This window comes from Rathayibacter sp. VKM Ac-2928 (genome assembly GCF_022815545.1).
In the GTDB taxonomy this organism is placed as follows: Bacteria; Actinomycetota; Actinomycetes; order Actinomycetales; family Microbacteriaceae; genus Rathayibacter; species Rathayibacter festucae.
Genome location: NZ_JALGRU010000002.1, coordinates 690,575 through 709,984, shown reverse-complemented (window position 1 = coordinate 709,984; position 19,410 = coordinate 690,575). Strand labels below are relative to the sequence as shown.

The following is a 19,410-nucleotide window of genomic DNA, read 5'->3' as shown; positions in this document are numbered from 1 at the left end:
GCCCGTCGGATCCTCGGATCCCGCGGGCGGGGGCGCCTTCGTCGTGCGGAGCGACGGGTCGCCGGGTCGCCGGTCAGCGCAGCCAGACCGTCGTGGCCGGCGGCAGCAGGCGCCCCTCGAGCGGGGCGCTCGCGAGCAGCACCTCGCCCTCGGGGAGCGCGACCGGCTCCTCGCCGAGGTTGGTCACCGAGTGCCAGCCGTTCGGGCGCGCGAAGTGCAGCACGCCGGGCTGCGCGTCCCGCCACTCCAGGCTCTCGTCGGTCTGCAGCTCGTGCCGGAGCGCGAGGGCGCTGCGGTAGAGCGCGAGCGTCGAGTCCTCGGCGAGCTCCTCCGCCTCGACGGAGGAGTCGGCGAACCAGGCGGGCTGGGGCAGGTGCGCGCCACCGGGGCCGAAGCCGAAGGAGTCGCCGGTCGCCTCCCAGGGCAGTGGGACGCGGCAGCCGTCGCGGCCGACGTCGGTGCCGCCGCTGCGGAAGAACGTCGGGTCCTGACGGTCGGCGTCCGGGATGCCGGCCACCTCGTGCAGGCCGAGCTCCTCGCCCTGGTACAGGTAGGCCGAGCCCGGCAGGGCCAGCAGCAGGAGAGTGGCGGCGCGGGCGCGGCGGAGCCCCAGAGCGCGGTCGAGCACCGGCTCCGCTCCCCCGCTGAGCAGCCACTGCTTCGCGGGGGCGGTCTCGGCCGCGCCCTTCTGCGGGAGCCCGTAGCGGGTCGCGTGACGGACGACGTCGTGGTTGGAGAGCACCCAGGTCGTCGACGAACCCGACTCCGCGGCCAGTTCGAGGTTGAAGGTGATCAGCCGGCGGAACTCCTCCGCGTCGAGGTCGGCCTCGAGCAGGTCGAAGTTGAAGGCCTGGCCGAGCCCCTCGGGGCTCGCGTAGCGGGCGCGGCGGGAGGCGTCGACCCAGGCCTCCGCGACGGCGGTGCGCGGCGGGTCGTAGGAGTCGAAGAGGGCGCGCCACTCGGCGTAGACCTCGTGCACCTCGTCGCGGTCCCAGAACGGGTGGCTGCCGTCGATCCGCTGGCCGTCGATCTCGGCGGCCGCGGGGAGCGGCTCGGTGAAGTCCTTGACCAGCGAGTGCGCCACGTCGATCCGGAAGCCGTCGACGCCGCGGTCGGACCAGAAGCGGAGGGTCTCGAGGAAGTCGTCGCGGATCTCGCGGTTCGCCCAGTTCCAGTCGGGCTGCTCCTTCGCGAAGAGGTGCAGGTACCACTGGCCGTCGCCGACCGGCTCCCAGGCGGGGCCGCCGAAGACGGACTCCCAGTCGCTCGGCGGCAGGGCGCCGTCCTCACCGCGGCCGTCGCGGAAGACGTAGCGCTCCCGGGCGGGCGAGCCCTTCGGGGCGGCGAGCGCCTCCTGGAACCACGGGTGCAGGTCGGAGGAGTGGTTGGGCACGATGTCGACGATCACGCGGATGCCGCTCTCGTGCAGGCGGGCGGTCAGCTCATCGAACTCGGCCAGGGTGCCGATCCGCGGGTCGACGTCGCGGTAGTCGGCCACGTCGTAGCCGCCGTCGGCCAGCGCCGACGGGTAGAACGGGCTGAGCCAGACGGCGTCGATTCCGAGCTCCCGCAGGTACGGGATCCGCTCGAGGATGCCGGCGAGGTCGCCGATCCCGTCGCCGTTCGCGTCCGCGAAGCTCCGCGGGTAGATCTGGTAGACGGCCGCCTGCCGCCACCATTGGGCGTCCTCGGTCGTTCCGCTCCTGCTGAGTACCGTGTCCGTCACGGGTGTCCTTCCGTTCTTCGTGGTGTGTGGTCTGGTCTGTCGTCGGCCGCGGCCGGCGTCTCCGCTCATCGAGCCGCGCGCACCCTTCGCTGATCGAGCAGCCCGCGCAGCGGGCGTATCGAGATCCACCTCGCCAGGGCTGCTGCTTCGAGGCCGGCCTCTCGATGACGTGGGTCTCGATACGCCCCTCCGGGGCTACTCGACCAGCAAGGAGAGGGAGCGGCAGCGCGTCCGCGCGTCATTTGATGGCGCCTTGAGTCACTCCCGACATCACCCAGCGCTGGGTGAACAGGTAGACGATGATCGCCGGGGCCATCGCCATCAGGTAGGAGGCGAAGGCGACGTTGTAGTCGTTGCTGAACTGGGTCTGGAAGATCTTCTGCAGCACCGGGAGCGTCTGCAGCGACGGGTCCGAGGTGATCAGCGACGGCATCATGAAGTCGTTCCAGGAGGCGAGGAAGGCGAAGATGCCGACCGTCGCGCTCATCGGGGCGAGCAGCGGGAAGACGAGCCGCCAGAAGACCTGGTTGGTGGTCGCGCCGTCGAGCCGGGCGCTCTCCTCGAGCTCCTCGGGCAGCGAGCGGAGGAACGCGGTGAAGAGCATCACGCTGAAGCTCAGTTGGAACATCACGTGCAGGATCGCGACGCCGAGCGGGTTGTCGAGCCCGACGAGTCCGGTGAGCGAGACCTGCGACAGCGCGAGCACCGGGAACGGCAGGAACATCGCCGCGAGCAGGTAGAAGAACGACCAGCGGTAGAAGCGCTTGCTCCAGTTCCGCGAGATCGCGAACGCGGCGAGGGCCGAGAGGACGATGGTGCCGCCGACCGTGATCGCCGAGACGAAGACCGACACGGCGAACCCGCGGGGGAAGTCGGTCAGATTCCAGGCCTGGACGAAGCCGTCGACCGAGAACGGCAGCGGGATCGAGAAGGCGTTGCCGTCCACCGCCTGGGCGCCGGTCTTGAAGGCCATCGTCAGCGTCACCCACAGCGGGCCGATCACCGAGAGGGCGCAGACCACGAGGACGAGGGTGAGCAGGAGGCTCGAGCGCCGCCGCTTCCCCCCGCGACGGGCGTCGGCGTCGACGGCGGCGCGGGTGCCGGGGAGGGACGGGGCGAGGGGGACCTGGCTGGTCATCAGAAGGCCGCCTTTCCGCGCGAGACGCGCAGCTGTACGAGCGCGATCACGAGCGCGATGAGGAAGAAGATCGTGGCGTTGGCCATCTGGTAGGCGTAGTCGCCGCTGGTGAAGCCGGAGAAGATCGTCATCGCGACGCTGCGGGTCGAGGTCCCGGGGCCGCCGTCCGTCAGGCCGACGATGATGTCGTAGGAGTTGAGGAAGTTCTTGAAGCCGATCACGAGGTTGATCACGACGTAGCCCGCGACGAGCGGCAGCGTGATCGAGCGCAGCTGCCCCCAGCTGGACGCGCCGTCGAGCGAGGCGGCCTCGTAGACGTCGCCGGGGATCGAGAGCACGCCGGCGATGTAGATCAGCAGTGCGGAGGGCACGGCCTGCCAGGCGGTCACGATCACGATCGCGAGCCAGGCGAGATTCGGGTCCGCGAGGATGCTGCTCGCCAGCGGCGTCGCTCCGACCGACTGCGCGAAGGCGGGCAGCGAGTTGGAGAAGAGGAAGTTGAAGACGAACGCGATGATGATGCCCGAGACGACCATCGGCAGCACGAACACGGCCCGCAGCGCGACCTTGCCGCGGATCTGCGAGGTGAGCGCGATCGCCAGGAGGAACGCGATCACGTTGACCGCGAGCACCGTGACCAGCGCGAGCCCCACGGTGAAGCCGTAGGAGGCGAGGATCGCCGGGTCGGAGAACAGCGCGACGTAGTTCGTGAGGCCGATGAAGCTCCACTCGCCGAAGCCGATCGAGTCGGTGAAGCTGAAGAAGATCCCCATCAGCGCGGGCAGAGTGATCGCGAGCGTGAAGAGCACGAGCGCGGGGAGCAGGTAGAGCAGGAAGGTGCGGTCGGTGCGCGGCTTCCGGCGCGGGGCGACGGCCGCGCGGGGAGTCGCGACGGTGCGCTCCTCCGGGCGGGCGGGGGCGGAGAGGGCCATGGTGTCTCGTCTCTGAGAGGTGGTCGGGGAGGTCTAGGAGCGGAACGCGATGCGCGCCCAGTCGGCGTCGATCGTGCGGAGCGTCGCGGCGGGGTCGGAGCCGAGGGCGACGCCCTGGACGTAGTTCTGCAGCGGGATGTTCTGCGGCACGAGCTGCGAGGCGCCGAGGCTGAACGCCGCCCGGTCGTAGAACTCCTGGAGCTCGACGAGGGTGGGCTGGGTGACGGCGGGGGCGTCGGTGGTGACGCCGAAGGCGTTGTTGTCGGCGTTGTAGGCGTCGATGATCTCCGGCTGCATCAGGAAGGAGAGGAACTCGCGCGCCGCCGCCTTCTTGGTCGAGGCCTCCGGGATCCAGAGCGCGAGGTCGACGTTCACCCGGACCCGGCGCTCGTCCGGGTCGTCCGTCATCGGCAGCGGGAAGGCGCCGATCGAGAGGTCCGGGGCGGTCTTCGCGATCTCGCTCAGCGCCCACGGGCCCTGGAAGTACATCGCCGCCTCGCCGTTCGAGAAGGCGAGGTTGCCGTCGCCGTACGCGCGGCTGGCGGCGTTCGGCTGCGCGTAGCCGGCGAGCTGCACCATCTGCTCGACGGGAGCGGCGAAGTCCTTCTCGAACGAGACCGGCGAGGAGGGGCCGACGTCGGCGCCCTGCTCCTTCAGCTGCGAGAAGAAGGACTCGAGGTCGACGGTGCCGCCGACGGAGTAGTCGAACAGCCCCTGCGCGACGGTCCACGGGTCCTTGTAGGTGCCGTAGATCGGAGTGATGCCCGCCGCGGTCAGTGCGTCGCAGACCGCGAGGAACTCGGTCCAGGTGGTCGGCACCTCGAGGTTCTGCGCGGCGAAGATCTCGCGGTTGTAGAGCACCGCCGACATCATCAGCGAGTAGGGCAGCACGCTGGTGCGGCCCGGGTAGGACGCGGTCTGCTCGATCAGCGGCTGCAGGTCGGGATTGATCCGCTTCGCCTCGGCCATGTCGGACAGGTCGCTCAGGGCGCCTCGCTCGACGAACCGCGCGACCTCGAAGTTGTAGTTCAGGCAGCCGAGGTCCGGCGGGTTGGTGCGGACGAAGCCGGCCGAGAGGTTCGAGGAGAAGTCGTGCACGACCCGCACCCGCGACTGCGCGGCGTGGAAGCGGTCGATGACCTCGTCGAAGTAGCCGATCACCTCGGGCTTGGACTGGAAGAAGGTGATCTCGGTGACCCCGCCCGAACCGGAAGGGGAGGCGCAGGCGGCGAGGCCGAGCGCGGCGGCGCCGGCACCCGCCGCGGTGAGCAGAGTGCGCCGGCTGAGGGCGGTGGTGGTGAGGGGCACTTCGTCGTCTCCCGGGTTGCGGATAAGTTGCTTCGGTGACTAAATCTAGGTGGTAGATCTAGTACGCGATGTACTGTTGCAGCCGATCCGGCCGAGGTCAAGGGGAAGGGGGACTCGATGTCCGAGAGCAGGCTCTCCGTGAGCACCGGCTCGTTCCAGCGCCGGCGCAGCGCGCTCGACGTGCTCGAGTGCGCCTGGACCGGCGAGGCGGTGACCGCCTCCGCTCTGATCGAGCGCACCGGCCTCACCCGCTCCACCGTCATCGCCGTCTGCGATGACCTGATCGAGCTCGGCTGGCTGGAGGAGCTGGAGAATCAGCGCGCCGCCGGCGACTACGTCAAGGGCCGGCCTGCGCGCCGGTACGCACTCCGCCGCCGCGCGGGCGTCGTCGTGGGCGTCGACGCCGGGCAGCACAGCGTCGGCGTCTTCGTCGCCGACCTGCTCGGCGAGACCCTCGTGCGGCACGTCGAGCCCGTCGATCACGAGCGAGTCGAGGACCTTCCGCACGAGCGCCGCGTCGCCGACATCGACCGGGTCCTCGACCGCGCCCTCCTCCTCGCCGGCGTGACCGACGACGAGGTCCTCGCGCTCACCCTCGGCGTCCCGGCTCCCGTCGACGCGCTCGGCCACTCCCCCGCGGGCGACAACGGCTTCTGGGGTGCGATGAACCCCGGGCTCGTGGACCACTACTCCGGCCGCGGCTGGTCGCCGGTGGTCGACAACGACGCGAACCTCGCCGCGCTGGCCGAGGGCTGGCGCGGCGCGGCGATCGGCTGCGACGACTACCTGGCGCTGCTCTCCGGCGAGCGGCTCGGCGGCGGGATCGTGCTCGGCGGCTCGCTGCTGCGCGGCGCCCGCGGGCTCACCGGCGAGATGCGCTACCTCGACCTGGTCGAGGGCGTCGGCTCGGCGGAGGGCATCGCCGCCCTCGCACGGACCTGGGCCCGCGAGGCGCTGGCCGTGGCGGGCCGGCCGGCGTCGCTCCTCGACGCCGTGGCGCAGCCCGGGGCCGCCGAGGTGCTGGCCGCGGCCGACGCGGGCGATCCGCTGGCCTCCGCCGTCGTCGCACGGCTGATCGACCGCCTCACCGCCATCACCGCGACCGTCGCCAACCTGCTCGACGTCTCCCTGATCGTCGTCGGCGGGGCGCTGGCCGCCTCGGCCGGCCCGCTGCTCGCAGCGGTCTCCGAGCGCCTGGTGGGCGAGGTGCACGCCCCGGCGCCGCGGATCCTGCCGTCGACGCTCGGCGATCAGGCGGTCGCGCTCGGCGCGGTCCGCTCGGGGCTCGGGCGGGTGCGGGCGGATCCGCTCGCGCTGCAGCTGCCGAGCCGGCCGGTCGAGACCGCCGCGCTCGCCTAGGGGCCGCTAGCGCCGGAAGGCGCGGACGATGAGCAGCAGCGCGAGCAGGACGGCGACCGCGGCGGCCGTCGCCGAGGGCAGCGCGAGCAGGAGGACGAGCGCGCCCGCCGCGGAGACGATCGCGGGCCAGCGCGCGCCGGCGACTCCGCGGTCCAGCCGGCGCAGGATCAGCGCGATCAGCGAGGCCGCGACCGCGAAGGCGAGCAGGGCGTCGGCGTCGAGGACGACCACCGCGAGCACCGACACGAGGCAGACGGCGAGCTGACCGGCCGCGGGCACGCCCGTGCGGCGGTTGCGGTGGGCGAAGGGGCCGGGGATCTCGCCCGCGTCCGCGAGCCGGACGAGCGCCGAGGCGTCGCGCCGCGTCAGGGCGACGAGCGCGAGAAGGGCGGCGAGCACGGCGGCGATGCCGACGAGGGCGGCGGCGGGGGTCCCTGCTGCGACCGCGGAGAGCGAGGCCGGGACATCGGCGAGCTCCTGCGGACCGACGAGCAGCAGCAGCCCGACGCCGATCACGGCCGCCACGACGGTCGTGATGCCAGTCCCGAGCAGCGAGCGGCCGAGCGTCGGCGTCTCGCCGGGCGAGGCGGGAGCGAAGAGGACGAGCAGCAGGGCGGCCGCCGTTCCGGCACCCTCCGCACCGCCGATCACCGTCTCCGACGGCGCCGCGACCGGGTCCGCGAGGGCGACGATCACGGCGGACGCCAGCAGGAGGAGCAGCACGAGCCCCAGGAGCAGGCGCGCGAGCCCGGGCGGGACGGCACCGCCGCGGAGCACGAAGAGGGTGGTGCCGACGATCAGGAGCACGGCGACCGGGCGCGCGCTCGCGCCGACGATCGAGTCGGCGGCGGTCAGTGCGAGGGCGGACGCCGCGAGGGCGCGGCCGGCGAGCCCGAGCCACTCCCCCGTCGGTCCGTCGTGCACCTCGCGGCCGGAGTCGGCGACTGCGCCGACGACGGCCATCGCCGCCGCGAGCCCGAGACCGAGCAGCAGCCACCAGCCGGACTCGTGCGCGGCGGGCGACCAGACCAGGAAGAGCGCGGCTACGGCGATCGACGCCCGCGACAGCTCGGAGGCGCGCAGCAGACCCCCCGTCCGGGTCTGATCACCATGCATGCGCATTCACTCATGCTAGGGCGTCGGACGCTCCCCCGAGCGAGCCGAAGGCCGCCGACCGCGGACGCTCGTGCTGATCGAGCAGCCCGCGCAGCGGGCGTCTCGAGATCCACCACCGTCAGACGCGGGTCTGCAGACCACCCCGCGGGCGACGGCGGGTCTCGATACGCCGCTCCGCGGCTACTCGACCAGCATGTGGCGCGCGGAGCGCGGACGTCTCCGGTCTCGGCCTACGCGTCGCCGTCGAACATGGAGGTGACGGAGCCGTCGTCGAAGACCTCGTGGATCGCGCGGGCGAGCAGCGGGGCGATCGGCAGGATCGTCAGGCGGTCCCACTTCTTCTCCTCCGGCAGCGGCAGGGTGTCGGTGACGACGACCGAGTCGATGAACTCGGAGCTGAGCAGCTCGCGGGCCGGGTCGGAGAAGACGGCGTGGGTCGCGGCGACGACGACGCCGATGGCGCCGGCGGCCTTGAGGGCCTCGGCGGCCTTGGCGATGGTGCGGCCGGTGTCGATCAGGTCGTCGACGAGGAGGCAGACGCGGCCGCTGACCTCTCCGACGATCTCGTGCACCGAGACCTGGTTCGCGACCTTGGGGTCGCGGCGCTTGTGGATGATCGCGAGCGGCACGCCGAGCTTGTCGCTCCAGATGTCGGCGACGCGGACGCGGCCCATGTCCGGCGAGACGACGGTGAGGGTCGAGGGGTCGAGCTTCTCGCGGAAGTGCTCGAGCAGCACCGGCATCGCGAAAAGGTGGTCGACGGGGCCGTCGAAGAAGCCCTGGATCTGCGCGGCGTGCAGGTCGACCGACATGATGCGGTCGGCGCCGGCGGCCTTGAACAGGTCGGCGACCAGGCGGGCCGAGATCGGCTCGCGGCCGCGGCCCTTCTTGTCCTGGCGCGCGTAGGGGTAGAACGGGGCGACCACGGTGATCCGCTTGGCCGAGGCGCGCTTGAGCGCATCGACCATGATCAGCTGCTCCATGAGCCACTCGTTGATCGGCGAGGTGTGCGACTGCAGGACGAAGACGTCCCCGCCGCGGACCGACTCGCCGTAGCGGACGTAGAGCTCGCCGTTCGCGAAGGTGCGCCCCTCGGTGGTGACCAGCTCGGTGCCCAGCTCGTCGGCGACCGCTTCCGCCAGTGCCGGATGCGCCCTCCCCGAGACCAGGACCAGGCTCTTCTTGTTGCTGGCGGTGATGCCCGTCACTGTGCTCCGCTTCCTCCGGTCGCGCGGTCGGTGCCCTCGGGCTCCGACGCCTGGGCGGCCTCGGCGGCGGCGGCCGACGCGGTTCCCGGACGATGGGTCTGCACCCATCCGGCCATGTTGCGCTGCGGAGCGACGGTGATGCCGAGGGCTCCGGCGGGGATGTCCTTGCGGATGACCGTGCCGGCGCCCGTGTACGCTCCGTCACCGATTCTAACGGGGGCGACGAAGACGTTGTGCGACCCGGCGCGCACGTGCGACCCCACGACGGAGGACGCCTTGTTCACCCCGTCGTAGTTGGCGAAGATCGAGCCGGCGCCGATGTTCGACTCCTCGCCGATCGTCGCGTCGCCGACGTAGGAGAGGTGCGGCACCTTCGAGCCGGCGCCGATTGTCGCGTTCTTGGTCTCGACGTAGGTGCCGATCTTGCCGCGCTCGCCGAGCACGGTGCCCGGGCGCAGGAACGAGAACGGGCCGACCTGCGCCTGCGCGCCGATCACCGCGAGTGTCGCGTCCGAGCGCTTGATCACCGCGTCCTCGCCGACCTCGCAGGAGTCGAGGGTCGTGTCCGGCCCGATGATCGCCCCGGAGGCGATGACCGTCGGCCCCTTGATCTGCGTGCCGGGGAGGATCTCGACGTCGGGCGAGAGCACCGCGTCGACGTCGATCCAGGTGGTGGCCGGGTCCTGGATCGTGACGCCCTCCAGCTGCCAGCGGCGGACGATGCGGGCGTTGAGCTCGAGGGCCGCGTCGGCGAGCTGGGCGCGGTCGTTGATGCCGGCGACGAGCCAGCGGTCCTGCACGGGGACGGCCTCGATGGCGCGGCCGGCGGCCTTGAGCGCGGCGGCGGCGTCGGTGAGGTACTTCTCCTGCTGCGCGTTGTCGGTGCCGATCGCGCCGATCACCGCGCGCAGGGCGGCGGCCTCGAAGGCGTAGACGCCGGCATTGGTCTCGGTGAGCGCGAGCTCGGCGTCACTCGCGTCCTTCTGCTCCACGATCGAGGCGAAGCCGCCGTCGACGCCGCGGACGATGCGGCCGAAGCCGGTCGGGTCCTCGAGCACGCAGGACAGCATCGTCAGGGCGTTCGCCGCGCCGAGGTGCTCGTCGACCAGGCGGCGCAGGGTCGGCGCGTCGAGGAGGGGGACGTCGGCGCTGAGCACCACGACGGTCCCGTCGAAGTCGTCCGGCAGCGCGGCGAGGCCGAGCTCCACGGCGCGGCCGGTGCCGGGCACCTCGTCCTGATCGACGACGAGGGCCGCGGGCGTGTGGTCCAGGACCGCGGCGGCGACCCGCTCGCGCTCGTGCCGGACGACGGTGACGACGTGGCCGGCGTCGAGCGAGGCGGCCGTGTCGAGGACGTGCCCCAGCAGCGGGCGCCCGGCGAGACGGTGCAGGACCTTGGGGGTGCGGGACTTCATCCGGGTGCCCTGACCGGCGGCCAGGATCACCACCGCGAGCGTGCTGTCGACCATGGTGCGCGTGCTCCTCCGTCCGGCACCGGTGCTCGGTGCTCGAGCTCCGCCACCAGGATTCGAACCTGGACCGGACAGCTCCAAAGGCTGCCGTGCTGCCGTTACACCATGGCGGACCGCGCTCTCGCGCGCCGTCCATCCTGCCATCCGCCCGCACCCGCCGTCGCCGTGGCGTCCCCGCCGGGCGGCTCCCGGCGACTCCCGGGGCGCGCACCCGCCAGAATGGACGGGTGAGCGCGAATGACGAGGTGGACGGCATCGTCGACGCCTGGGTGCGCGAGCGGCCCGACCTCGACTTCACTCCCCTGCAGGTCTTCTCCCGGATGCGCCGGCTCGCCAAGCAGCTCGAGCGGGCTCGCGGCAGTGCGTTCGGCCGCTCGGAGCTCGAGACCTGGGAGTTCGACGTCCTCTCCGCCCTCCGCCGCGCGGGGGCGCCCTACCGGATGAGCCCTAAGCAGCTGCTCCAGGCGACGATGGTCACCAGCGGCACGATGACCAACCGCATCGACCGGCTGGTCGAGCGCGACCTGGTCGAGCGCCTCGACGATCCGAACGACGGCCGCGGCGTGCTGGTGCAGATGACGCCGTCGGGCCTGTCCCGGGTGGATGCGGCGATCACCCGGCTCGTCGACGCCGAGCAGGAGCTGCTCGGAGCCCTCACGCACGCGCAGCAGGAGCGGCTGGCGCAGCTGCTCCGCAAGCTCTCGCTCGACTTCGGCTGACGCCGCTGCAGAACATCAGCTGAGACAGGGGTCCCTCCCCCCACAGCGGAGGCACACCCTTCTCAGCTGATGTTCTGCGCCGCTCTCAGCCCTCGAGCAGCTCCGACAGCTCCAGCCAGCGCAGCTCGAGCCCGGCCGCCTCGTCCTGGTGCTCGCGCAGCTTCGCGTTCAGGCCCAGGATGCCGTCGTAGTCGTCCGGGTCGTGGGTGGCCATCTTCTCGTGCACCGCGGCGGAGAGCTGCGTGAGCTTGTGCAGGCGCCGGTCGATCGCCGACACCTCCTTCTCGGCGGTGCGCCGCTCGGCGCCGCCGAGGCCGGACGGAGCCGGAGCGGAGGCCCCCGTCGAGCCACCCGCGGGCGCGCCCTTCTCCAGCGCGCGGCGCAGGTCGAGGTACTGCTCCACCCCGCCGGGCAGGTGGCGGAACGCGCCGTCCATCACGGCGTACTGCTGGTCGGTGACGCGCTCGAGCAGGTAGCGGTCGTGCGAGACGACGAGGAGCGTGCCGGGCCAGGAGTCGAGCAGGTCCTCGATCGCGGCGAGCATGTCGGTGTCGAGGTCGTTGGTGGGCTCGTCGAGGATCAGCACGTTGGGCTCGCTGAGCAGGATCAGCAGCAGCTGCAGCCGGCGGCGCTGGCCACCGGAGAGGTCCTTCACCGGCGTCGAGAGCTGCGCGCTGGAGAAGCCGAGGCGCTCGAGCAGCTGCCCGGGCGTCATCTCCTTGCCGCCGATCGAGTAGCTGGTGCGCTGCTCGGCGATGATCTCGCGGACCGGCTGGTGCTGCACCTCGGTCAGCTCGCGCAGCTGCTGGTCCAGGATCGCGACGCGGACCGTGGTGCCGCGCTTGACCTTGCCGCTGGTCGGCTGCACGCTGCCGGCCACGAGACCCAGGAGCGTCGACTTGCCGGCGCCGTTCACGCCGAGGACGCCGGTGCGCTCGCCGGGAGCGATCCGCCACTCGATCCGGTTGAGCACGGTCCGCTCGCCGTAGCGGACGGTGACGTCGAGCAGGTCGACGACATCCTTGCCGAGCCGCGAGACGGCGAGCTGCGACAGCGAGACGGAGTCGCGCACGGGCGGCTCGTTCTCGATCAGCTGGTTCGCCGCGTCGATGCGGAACTTGGGCTTGGCCGTGCGGGCCGGAGCGCCGCGGCGGAGCCAGGCCAGCTCCTTCTTCATCAGGTTCTGCCGCTTCGACTCCATGGTGGAGGCCATCCGGTCACGCTCGACGCGCTGCAGGATGTACGCCGCGTAGCCGCCCTCGAAGGGCTCGACCAGGCGGTCGTGCACCTCCCAGGTCGCGGTGCAGATCTCGTCGAGGAACCACCGGTCGTGGGTGACGACCGCGAGGCCGCCCGAGGTCGCGGCCCAGCGGCGCTTGAGGTGCTCGGCGAGCCAGGCGATTCCCTCGACATCGAGGTGGTTGGTGGGCTCGTCGAGGAAGACGACGTCCCAGTCGCCGACGAGCAGCTTGGCCAGCGCGACGCGGCGGCGCTGGCCGCCCGAGAGCGCGCCGACGACGCCGTCCCAGGGGACGTCGCGCAGCAGCCCGGCGATGACGTCGCGGGTTCGCGCGTCCCCGGCCCACTCGTGCTCCTCGAGGCCGCCGACGACGGCCTGGGCGACGGTGAGCTCCTCGTCGACGGTGTCGGCCTGGTCGAGCATGCCGAGCGTGACGCCGCGGCGGTGGGTGACCCGGCCGCCGTCCGGCTCGATGCGCTGGGCGAGCAGGCGGAGGAGGGTGGACTTGCCGTCGCCGTTCCGGCCGACGATGCCGATGCGGTCGCCCTCCTCGATACCGAGGGAGACGTCGTCGAAGATGACCCGCGTGGGGTACTCGAGGCGGAGCGACTCAGCGCCCAGGAGATGTGCCATAGGGGCCGAGTTTACCGGGGGCCGCCTCCGCGGATCCCCACGGGCGGACGCGGTGCGCTCAGGCGACCGTCACGGTGCGCATGTGCCAGCCGGTCGCGCCGTCGGGGGCGGGCGGCGCCTCGTCCTGCGTCTGCACCAGGCCCTCGGAGTCGGTGGCGCGGACCAGGACGACGTGGTCGCCGGCGATCGCGTCCCACTCGTAGACCCACTGGATCCAGGTGTCGGCGGTGACGGCCTCGGCCAGGCGCGCGGACTGCCAGGCGCCGCCGTCGATCTGGACCTCGACCTTCGAGATGCCGGTGTGCGGCGCCCAGGCGACGCCCGCGACCGCGACCGTGCCGGCCGGAACGGCCTGGCCCTGGCGGGGGACGTCGATCCGGGACTCGACCTTGATCGGGCCCCGCTCGGTCCAGCCGCGGGTCGACCAGTAAGCGACGTCGTCCTCGAAGGTGGTGACCTTGAGCTCGGTGACCCACTTCGTCGCCGAGACGTAGCCGTAGAGGCCCGGGACGACCATCCGCACCGGGAAGCCGTGCTCGACCGGGAGCGGCTGGCCGTTCATGCCGACCGCCAGGAGGCTGGCGCGACCCTCGTCGGTCAGCACCTCGAGCGGGCTGGAGGCGGTGAAGCCGTCGATGCTGCGGGAGAGCACCATGTCGGCGCCGGCGGTCGGGCGAGCACGGGCGAGCAGCTCGCGGATCGGGTAGCCGAGCCAGAGCGCGGTGCCGATCAGGTCGCCGCCGACCTCGTTCGAGACGCAGGAGAGGGTGACGAGGTGCTCCTCGAGCGGGAGGGCGAGGAGCTCGTCCCAGGTGAGGGTGATCTCCTCCTCGACCATGCCGGTGATCTTCAGCGACCAGTCCGCCGGGTCGACGCTGGGCACGGAGAGCGCGGTGTCGATCCGGTAGAAGTCGTCGTTGGAGGTGACGTAGGAGCTGATGCCCTCGATGCTGTCGAGGACGCCGGTCGCGGGGATCGGCGCGGCGGTGGCGGCGGGGGTCGGCAGCACGACGGCCTCGCGGACCGCGGTGACGGCGGAGGCGGCGGCGGTGACGACGCGCGCGCCCACGCCCGCGACGACGGCGGCGGCACCGGCGATGCCGACCAGGCGGAGGAAGGAGCGGCGGTCGGTCGAGCCCTGAGCGGGCTCCTCGTCCCAGGCGCGCAAGCGGGCGGAGGCGGCGCGCAGCACCATCGCGCCGGCGACCATGCCGACCACGCTCGGCGCGGCGTCGATGCCGGAGGCGCCCTCCCGACTGACGGCCGCGAGGGCTCCGAGGCCGGCGACGGCGGCGAGGACCAGGACGCCGAGCGGCGTCTTGCGGTACTCGAGCAGTCCGGCGGCGATGGCGAGCAGGGCGACCGCGATACCGAGGGAGACGAGGAGGACGAGCTTGTCACCGGTGCCGAACAGGGCGATGACCGTGTCCTTGACGCCGGGCGGGACGATGTCGATCACGAAGCCGCCGACCGCGACGAGAGGGCTGCCGCCGGCGCCCGTGAAGACGGCGACGAGCTCGGCGGTGGCGAGGGTGACGGCGGCCGAGACGAGCCCGGTGAGGATCGCGAACAGTGCTACTCGTCTGGGGGCCATGAGCGGCACTCTAGGCCACGAGATCGAGCGTTCTCTGCGGACGCCGGGTGGGTCTCGATACGCCGCTGCGCGGCTACTCGACCAGCATGGTGAAGGCCGGTTCCCCACTCATGCTGATCGAGTAGCCCTCGCAGAGGGCGTATCGAGATCCACCGTGTCCAGCAGGGCGGGTCTCGATACGCCGCTCCGCGGCTACTCGACCAGCATGGGTGGGCCGCTGCGCCGCTACTCGACCAGCATGCCCCGACGGCATGCCTCAGGTGGAGAGGAGGCGGGCGCCGTGGACCGGGCCGGAGACGCGGACGGCGCGCAGGCGGGCGGACGTCAGCTCGAGCTGCAGGTCGAGCGCGGCGTCGGCGTCGGGCAGGAGGAAGGCGACCGTCGGGCCGGAGCCGGAGACGAGGCCGCCGAGGGCGCCGCTCTCCTCGCCGCGCTCGAGGATCCGCGCGAGGCCGGGCTGCAGGTGCAGGGCGGGCGCCTGGAGGTCGTTGTGCATCGCATCGGCGAGCATCGCGGCATCGCCCGCCCGGAGAGCCTGCAGCACGTTCGGCTCGATGCTCGGCGTCGCGGAGATCGGCCGGAAGTCGTGCAGGTGGCGCTCGCGGTGGCGATCCAGCTCGCGGTAGACCTCGGGGGTCGACAGGCCCTGCTCCGAGAGCACGAGCACCCACTCGAAGCGGCCCTTCGCGAGCGCGGGGCTCAGCTCGTCGCCGCGGCCGACGCCGATCGCGGTGCCGCCGGTGAAGGAGAACGGCACGTCCGCGCCGAGCCCGGCGGCGATCCCGAGCAGCTGCTCGCGGGTGCAGGCGGTGCCCCAGAGCGCGTCGCAGGCCAGCAGCGTCGCGGCGGCGTCGGCCGAGCCGCCGCCCATGCCGCCCGCGATCGGCACGTTCTTCTCGATCTCGAGGTGCACGCCGCCGCGGTAGCCGGTCGCCCGGGCGAGGGCCCGCGCCGCCTTGATCGCGAGGTTCGACCCGTCGACGGCGAGGCCGCGGGTGTCGATCGAGCCGGAGAACTCGACCGAGAAGTCGGGGGCGTCGCTCGCGCGGACGTCCTCGTAGAGCGACAGCGACTGGAAGGCCGTCGCGAGCTCGTGGTAGCCGTCCTCGCGGACGGCGCCGACCTTCAGGTAGACGTTGATCTTGCCTGGCGCTCGCGCGTGGACCCGGTTCGACGTCGTCGCGCGATGGGCCATGCGACCACGCTACAGGGTGGCGGAGCCGCGCTCGTCCGCGGCGGGAGCGCTCTCGTCGACGGCCTCGTCGGCATCCTCGTCGGCGCTCTCGCCGTCGTCCTCGGCCCCCGTCGCGGCTGGCACCGCGCCGCCGCGCACCGGCGCCCGCGCCGGGTCGAGCGCCCGGCCGAGGGCGGTGAACGCCGCGACGTCGAGCTCCTCGCCGCGGGCCGTCTGCGGCACGCCGGCCGATTCGAGGGCGGCGATCGCGGCGGTGCTGTCGCCGAAGAGCGCGGCGAGCGACTGGCGGAGCATCTTCCGCCGCTGCGCGAACGCCGCGTCGACCACCGCGAAGACGGCGCGACGCAGGGTCTCGTCGCCCGGCTCCTCGCCGCGCTCGAACGACACGAGGACGCTGTCGACGTTGGGCACCGGCCAGAAGATCTGCCGGGACACGGTGCCGCCGGTCGTGAACGAGCCGAACCAGGACGCCTTGACGCTCGGGCCGCCGTAGATCTTCGAGCCCGGGCCGGCCGCGAGGCGGAGGCCGACCTCGGACTGCACCATCACCACGCCGGAGCGGATGCTCGGGAAGTGCTCGAGGAAGTGCAGCAGCACCGGCACCGAGATGTTGTACGGGAGGTTCGCGACGAGCCGCACGGGCTCGCCCGGCAGCTCGAGCACCTTCATCGCGTCCGCGCGGATCACGGTGAGGTCGGCGGCGGGCGCCATCAGCTGGACCGTGCGGGGCAGCTGCTCCGCGAGCCGGCCGTCGATCTCGACGGCGACGACCCCGGCGCCGGCCTCGAGGAGGCCGAGGGTGAGCGAGCCGAGCCCCGGGCCGATCTCGACGACGCTCTCGCCCCGCTCCACGCGGGCGAGCTTGACGATGCGGCGGACGGTGTTCGCGTCGTGCACGAAGTTCTGGCCGAGCTTCTTCGTCGGCGTGACGTCGAGCAGCTGAGCGAGATCGCGGATCTCGGCGGGTCCGAGCAGCTTCGGGACGGCGACCTCCTCGGCCGCCGCCTCCGCCGCGTGCCGGCCGGTCATGCCAGCTGTCCGACCGGCTCCGACGGCTCCGAGCCGACCTCGCCGCCCCACTCGCCGTAGACCTGCTCCGTGTTCGACGCGATCGTGGCGGCCAGGTGACCGACGTCGGTCTCCAGCGTCGCGGCCATCGAGCGGAGGGTGTGCGGGATCAGGTAGGGCGCGTTCGGGCGGCCGCGGAACGGCTCCGGAGTGAGGTACGGCGCGTCGGTCTCGACGAGGATCAGGTGCCGCGGAGTGGCGACCAGCGCCTCGCGCAGCGACTCGGCGTTCTTGAACGAGACGGTGCCCGCGAAGGAGAGGTACCAGCCCTCCTCCGCGCACATCCGCGCCATCTCGGCGTCGCCGGAGAAGCAGTGGAAGACGGTGCGCTCGGGGGCGCCGACGCGGCGGAGGGTCTCCATCACCTCGCGGTGCGCGTCGCGGTCGTGGATCTGCAGCGCGATCCCGGTCTCCTTCGCGATGCGGATGTGCTCCTCGAACGAGCGGAACTGGGCGGCGCGGCCGCTCTCGCCGGTGCGGAAGAAGTCGAGGCCGGTCTCGCCCACGGCGCGGACGCGCGGCTGGGTGGCCAGCTCGGCGATGACGGCGAGGGCGTCGTCGAGCTCGCCGCGCTCCTCGAGCGCGGGCGCCTCGTTGGGGTGGATCGCGACGGCGGCGAGCATGCGCGGCTCGGACGCGGCGCGCTCGGCCGACCAGCGGCTGGTCTCGACGTCGGTGCCGACCTGCACGACGCCGCGGACGCCGACCGTGGAGGCCCGGTCGAGCTGCTCCCGGTAGTCCAGGGGCTCGAGGCCGTCGCTGATCTCGAGGTGCGTGTGGTTGTCGTAGACGGGGACGACGAGCGCCTCGGGCAGCGGCGGGTACGTCAGGTCACGGCCGGACGTGTTCTCACGGGCGCGGACGTGCTGGCTGTCGGTCATGCGTCCAGGCTACCGGGGCGGGGCGGCGGAGCCTCGGCGGGCGGATGGAGAACCCGCGCCTGCACACGGTGGATCTCGATACGCCCGCGGCGCGGGCTACTCGATCAACATATCGGCGCCCGCGCAGCGGGCTCCTCCAGCATGAAGGCGCCCGCGGAGCGGGCTCCGCGATCAACGGCCCGGACGGGTCAGGACTCCGGGACCTCGATGCGGGGGAAGAGCGGGGCGAGGGTGCCGGCGGTGGTGCCGACGGGCAGCTGCCCCCACTCCCCCGCCGCGCGCAGCGGCTGGGCGGTGAGTGCGCCGAGCGCGTCCTGCACGCCGAGCGCCTCCCAGAGCGCCGTGGTCGCGCGGGGCACGACCGGCGAGAGCAGCACGGCCAGGGCGCGCAGCCCCTCCGACGCCGTGTAGAGCACGGTGCCGAGGCGCTCGCGCGCGTCCTTCTTGGCCAGGGCCCACGGCTCCTGCTCGGTGATGTAGCCGTTGAGCTCGTCGACGATCGTCCAGACGGCGGTGATCGCGTCGTGGATCGCGAGGGTCTCGATCGAGCGGTCAGCCGCGGCCGCCGCCTCCGCGACCGTCGCCTGCACGCGCTCCTCCGCCTCGGTCAGTGCCGAGGGCTCGGGCACGACGCCGTCGTAGTAGCGGTGCAGCATCGCGATGACCCGCGAGGCGAGGTTGCCGAAGCCGTTGGCGAGCTCGGCCTGGTACCGCGCCGCGAGGTCCTCCCAGGAGAAGGAGCCGTCCTGGCCGAAGGTGATCGCCCTCATGAAGTAGTAGCGGAACGCGTCCGAGCCGAAGGTGTCGGTGATCTGCTCCGGTGCGATGCCGGTGAGCTTCGACTTCGACATCTTCTCGCCGCCGACCAGCAGCCAGCCGTGGCCGAAGACCTGCTTGGGGACGTCGAGCCCGGCGGCCATCAGCATCGCGGGCCAGATCACCGCGTGGAAGCGGAGGATGTCCTTGCCGACGATGTGGGTCGCCGGCCAGCGGCGCTCGAACTCCGCCTCGTCCTGGCCGTAGCCCACGGCGGTGATGTAGTTCAGCAGCGCGTCGAACCAGACGTAGACGACGTGCGAGTCGTCCCAGGGCACCTTGACGCCCCAGTCGAAGCTCGAGCGCGAGATCGAGAGGTCGGCGAGGCCCTGGCGCACGAAGCTGACGACCTCGTTGCGCGCCGACTCGGGCTGCACGAAGTCGGGGCGCTCCTCGTAGAGCGCGAGCAGGCGCTCGGTGTACTCGCTCATCTTGAAGAAGTAGTTCTTCTCCTTGAGCAGCTCGACCGGCTTCGAGTGGATCTTGCAGACGTACTGGCCCTCGTACTCGCCGGTGCCCTCGTCGAGGTCGGAGAGCTGCTTGTACTCCTCGCAGCCCACGCAGTAGTAGCCCTCGTACTCGCCGGTGTAGATCGCGTCCTCGTCGTAGAGCTTCTGCAGGAACTTCTGCACGTTGACCTCGTGGCGCTGCTCCGTGGTCCGGATGAAGTCGTCGTTGGCGATGTCGATCGTCGACAGCAGCGGCTTCCACGAGTTCTGCACGAGCCGGTCGGCCCACTCCTGCGGGGTCGTCCCGTTCGCGGTGGCGGTGCGCAGGATCTTCTGGCCGTGCTCGTCGGTCCCGGTCAGCAGCCACGTGTCGTCGCCCGCCTGGCGGTGCCAGCGGGTGAGGACGTCGGCGGCGACCTCGGTGTACGCGTGCCCGATGTGGGGGACGTCGTTCACGTAGAAGATCGGGGTCGTGAGATAGAAGGAGGCGCCGTCGGACATGGCGACCATCCTAGGGTTCGCCGCCGGGGCCTCCCGCTGTGTGACGGAGCGGTGC

Annotated in this window: 15 protein-coding genes and 1 tRNA gene; 2 read left to right on the top strand and 14 right to left on the bottom strand. The window is 72.2% G+C overall.

The genetic code is table 11. The features are described 5' to 3' along the window. Positions 1-73: 73 nt before the first annotated feature. The 4 genes from MT350_RS10775 to MT350_RS10760 all read right to left on the bottom strand — a co-directional run bounded on the left by MT350_RS10775 (position 74) and on the right by MT350_RS10760 (position 5,104). Positions 74-1,795: an alpha-amylase family glycosyl hydrolase gene (locus MT350_RS10775; protein WP_374206636.1), complete on the bottom strand. Its 1,722-nt coding sequence runs from the start codon at positions 1,793-1,795 to the stop codon at positions 74-76. A gap of 169 nt (positions 1,796-1,964) precedes the next feature. Then, on the bottom strand, positions 1,965-2,864 hold the full coding sequence (locus MT350_RS10770; protein WP_123705141.1) for a carbohydrate ABC transporter permease: 900 nt from the start codon (positions 2,862-2,864) through the stop codon (positions 1,965-1,967). Next, entirely contained in the window at positions 2,864-3,796 is a 933-nt protein-coding gene (locus MT350_RS10765) for a carbohydrate ABC transporter permease (RefSeq protein WP_123447627.1), read from the bottom strand. The genes MT350_RS10770 and MT350_RS10765 overlap by 1 nt, the downstream gene beginning before the upstream one ends. A gap of 33 nt (positions 3,797-3,829) precedes the next feature. After that, positions 3,830-5,104: an ABC transporter substrate-binding protein gene (locus MT350_RS10760; protein WP_123705143.1), complete on the bottom strand. Its 1,275-nt coding sequence runs from the start codon at positions 5,102-5,104 to the stop codon at positions 3,830-3,832. A gap of 117 nt (positions 5,105-5,221) precedes the next feature. On the opposite strand from MT350_RS10760, the gene MT350_RS10755 reads away from it, so the two are divergent. Beyond that, positions 5,222-6,463 (top strand): ROK family protein, encoded by a 1,242-nt coding sequence (locus tag MT350_RS10755; RefSeq protein ID WP_243598498.1) that lies wholly within the window; start codon positions 5,222-5,224, stop codon positions 6,461-6,463. Positions 6,464-6,469: 6 nt separating this feature from the next. On the opposite strand, the gene MT350_RS10750 is transcribed toward MT350_RS10755, so the two are convergent. The 4 genes from MT350_RS10750 to MT350_RS10735 form a co-directional block, all read right to left on the bottom strand. Continuing rightward, the gene (locus MT350_RS10750) at positions 6,470-7,585 is read right to left on the bottom strand and encodes a hypothetical protein (RefSeq protein ID WP_243598497.1); all 1,116 of its coding nucleotides are present in this window, start codon (positions 7,583-7,585) and stop codon (positions 6,470-6,472) included. 224 nt (positions 7,586-7,809) lie between these two features. Continuing rightward, a complete protein-coding gene (locus tag MT350_RS10745; RefSeq protein WP_123447631.1) occupies positions 7,810-8,787 on the bottom strand; it encodes a ribose-phosphate diphosphokinase in 978 nt (325 codons plus the stop codon). Continuing rightward, on the bottom strand, positions 8,784-10,256 hold the full coding sequence (gene glmU, locus MT350_RS10740; protein WP_243598496.1) for a bifunctional UDP-N-acetylglucosamine diphosphorylase/glucosamine-1-phosphate N-acetyltransferase GlmU: 1,473 nt from the start codon (positions 10,254-10,256) through the stop codon (positions 8,784-8,786). The genes MT350_RS10745 and glmU overlap by 4 nt, the downstream gene beginning before the upstream one ends. 44 nt (positions 10,257-10,300) lie before the next feature. Then, positions 10,301-10,372, bottom strand: a tRNA-Gln gene (locus tag MT350_RS10735). A gap of 114 nt (positions 10,373-10,486) precedes the next feature. Here MT350_RS10735 and MT350_RS10730 point away from each other — a divergent pair. Continuing rightward, positions 10,487-10,978 (top strand): MarR family winged helix-turn-helix transcriptional regulator, encoded by a 492-nt coding sequence (locus MT350_RS10730; RefSeq protein WP_123447633.1) that lies wholly within the window; start codon positions 10,487-10,489, stop codon positions 10,976-10,978. An 85-nt stretch (positions 10,979-11,063) separates the two neighbouring features. On the opposite strand, the gene MT350_RS10725 is transcribed toward MT350_RS10730, so the two are convergent. From MT350_RS10725 to metG, 6 genes are all read right to left on the bottom strand, one after another. Then, positions 11,064-12,851 (bottom strand): ABC-F family ATP-binding cassette domain-containing protein, encoded by a 1,788-nt coding sequence (locus MT350_RS10725; RefSeq protein ID WP_123447634.1) that lies wholly within the window; start codon positions 12,849-12,851, stop codon positions 11,064-11,066. Positions 12,852-12,909: 58 nt separating this feature from the next. Next, a complete protein-coding gene (locus MT350_RS10720; protein WP_243598495.1) occupies positions 12,910-14,445 on the bottom strand; it encodes a molybdopterin-dependent oxidoreductase in 1,536 nt (511 codons plus the stop codon). Between the two features lie 256 nt (positions 14,446-14,701). Then, a complete protein-coding gene (locus MT350_RS10715) occupies positions 14,702-15,640 on the bottom strand; it encodes a 4-(cytidine 5'-diphospho)-2-C-methyl-D-erythritol kinase (RefSeq protein WP_123705149.1) in 939 nt (312 codons plus the stop codon). A gap of 9 nt (positions 15,641-15,649) precedes the next feature. Then, on the bottom strand, positions 15,650-16,669 hold the full coding sequence (rsmA, locus tag MT350_RS10710) for a 16S rRNA (adenine(1518)-N(6)/adenine(1519)-N(6))-dimethyltransferase RsmA (protein WP_243598494.1): 1,020 nt from the start codon (positions 16,667-16,669) through the stop codon (positions 15,650-15,652). Then, positions 16,666-17,589 (bottom strand): TatD family hydrolase, encoded by a 924-nt coding sequence (locus MT350_RS10705; RefSeq protein WP_243598493.1) that lies wholly within the window; start codon positions 17,587-17,589, stop codon positions 16,666-16,668. The genes rsmA and MT350_RS10705 overlap by 4 nt, the downstream gene beginning before the upstream one ends. Before the next feature lie 188 nt (positions 17,590-17,777). Continuing rightward, positions 17,778-19,355 carry a methionine--tRNA ligase gene (gene metG / locus MT350_RS10700; RefSeq protein ID WP_243598492.1) on the bottom strand — a complete coding sequence of 526 codons (1,578 nt, stop codon included), beginning with the start codon at positions 19,353-19,355 and terminating at the stop codon, positions 17,778-17,780. Between the last annotated feature and the right edge of the window lie 55 nt (positions 19,356-19,410).

Bases quoted from the DNA above. Each gene is read 5' to 3' on its own strand.
- MT350_RS10775 (WP_374206636.1), bottom strand. From the start codon at position 1,795: ATGAGCGGAGACGCCGGCCGCGGCCGACGACAGACCAGACCACACACC.
- MT350_RS10770 (WP_123705141.1), bottom strand. From the start codon at position 2,864: ATGACCAGCCAGGTCCCCCTCGCCCCGTCCCTCCCCGGCACCCGCGCC.
- MT350_RS10765 (WP_123447627.1), bottom strand. From the start codon at position 3,796: ATGGCCCTCTCCGCCCCCGCCCGCCCGGAGGAGCGCACCGTCGCGACT.
- MT350_RS10755 (WP_243598498.1), top strand. From the start codon at position 5,222: ATGTCCGAGAGCAGGCTCTCCGTGAGCACCGGCTCGTTCCAGCGCCGG.
- MT350_RS10750 (WP_243598497.1), bottom strand. From the start codon at position 7,585: ATGCGCATGCATGGTGATCAGACCCGGACGGGGGGTCTGCTGCGCGCC.
- glmU (WP_243598496.1), bottom strand. From the start codon at position 10,256: ATGGTCGACAGCACGCTCGCGGTGGTGATCCTGGCCGCCGGTCAGGGC.
- MT350_RS10725 (WP_123447634.1), bottom strand. From the start codon at position 12,851: ATGGCACATCTCCTGGGCGCTGAGTCGCTCCGCCTCGAGTACCCCACG.
- MT350_RS10720 (WP_243598495.1), bottom strand. From the start codon at position 14,445: ATGGCCCCCAGACGAGTAGCACTGTTCGCGATCCTCACCGGGCTCGTC.
- MT350_RS10715 (WP_123705149.1), bottom strand. From the start codon at position 15,640: ATGGCCCATCGCGCGACGACGTCGAACCGGGTCCACGCGCGAGCGCCA.
- rsmA (WP_243598494.1), bottom strand. From the start codon at position 16,669: ATGACCGGCCGGCACGCGGCGGAGGCGGCGGCCGAGGAGGTCGCCGTC.
- MT350_RS10705 (WP_243598493.1), bottom strand. From the start codon at position 17,589: ATGACCGACAGCCAGCACGTCCGCGCCCGTGAGAACACGTCCGGCCGT.
- metG (WP_243598492.1), bottom strand. From the start codon at position 19,355: ATGTCCGACGGCGCCTCCTTCTATCTCACGACCCCGATCTTCTACGTG.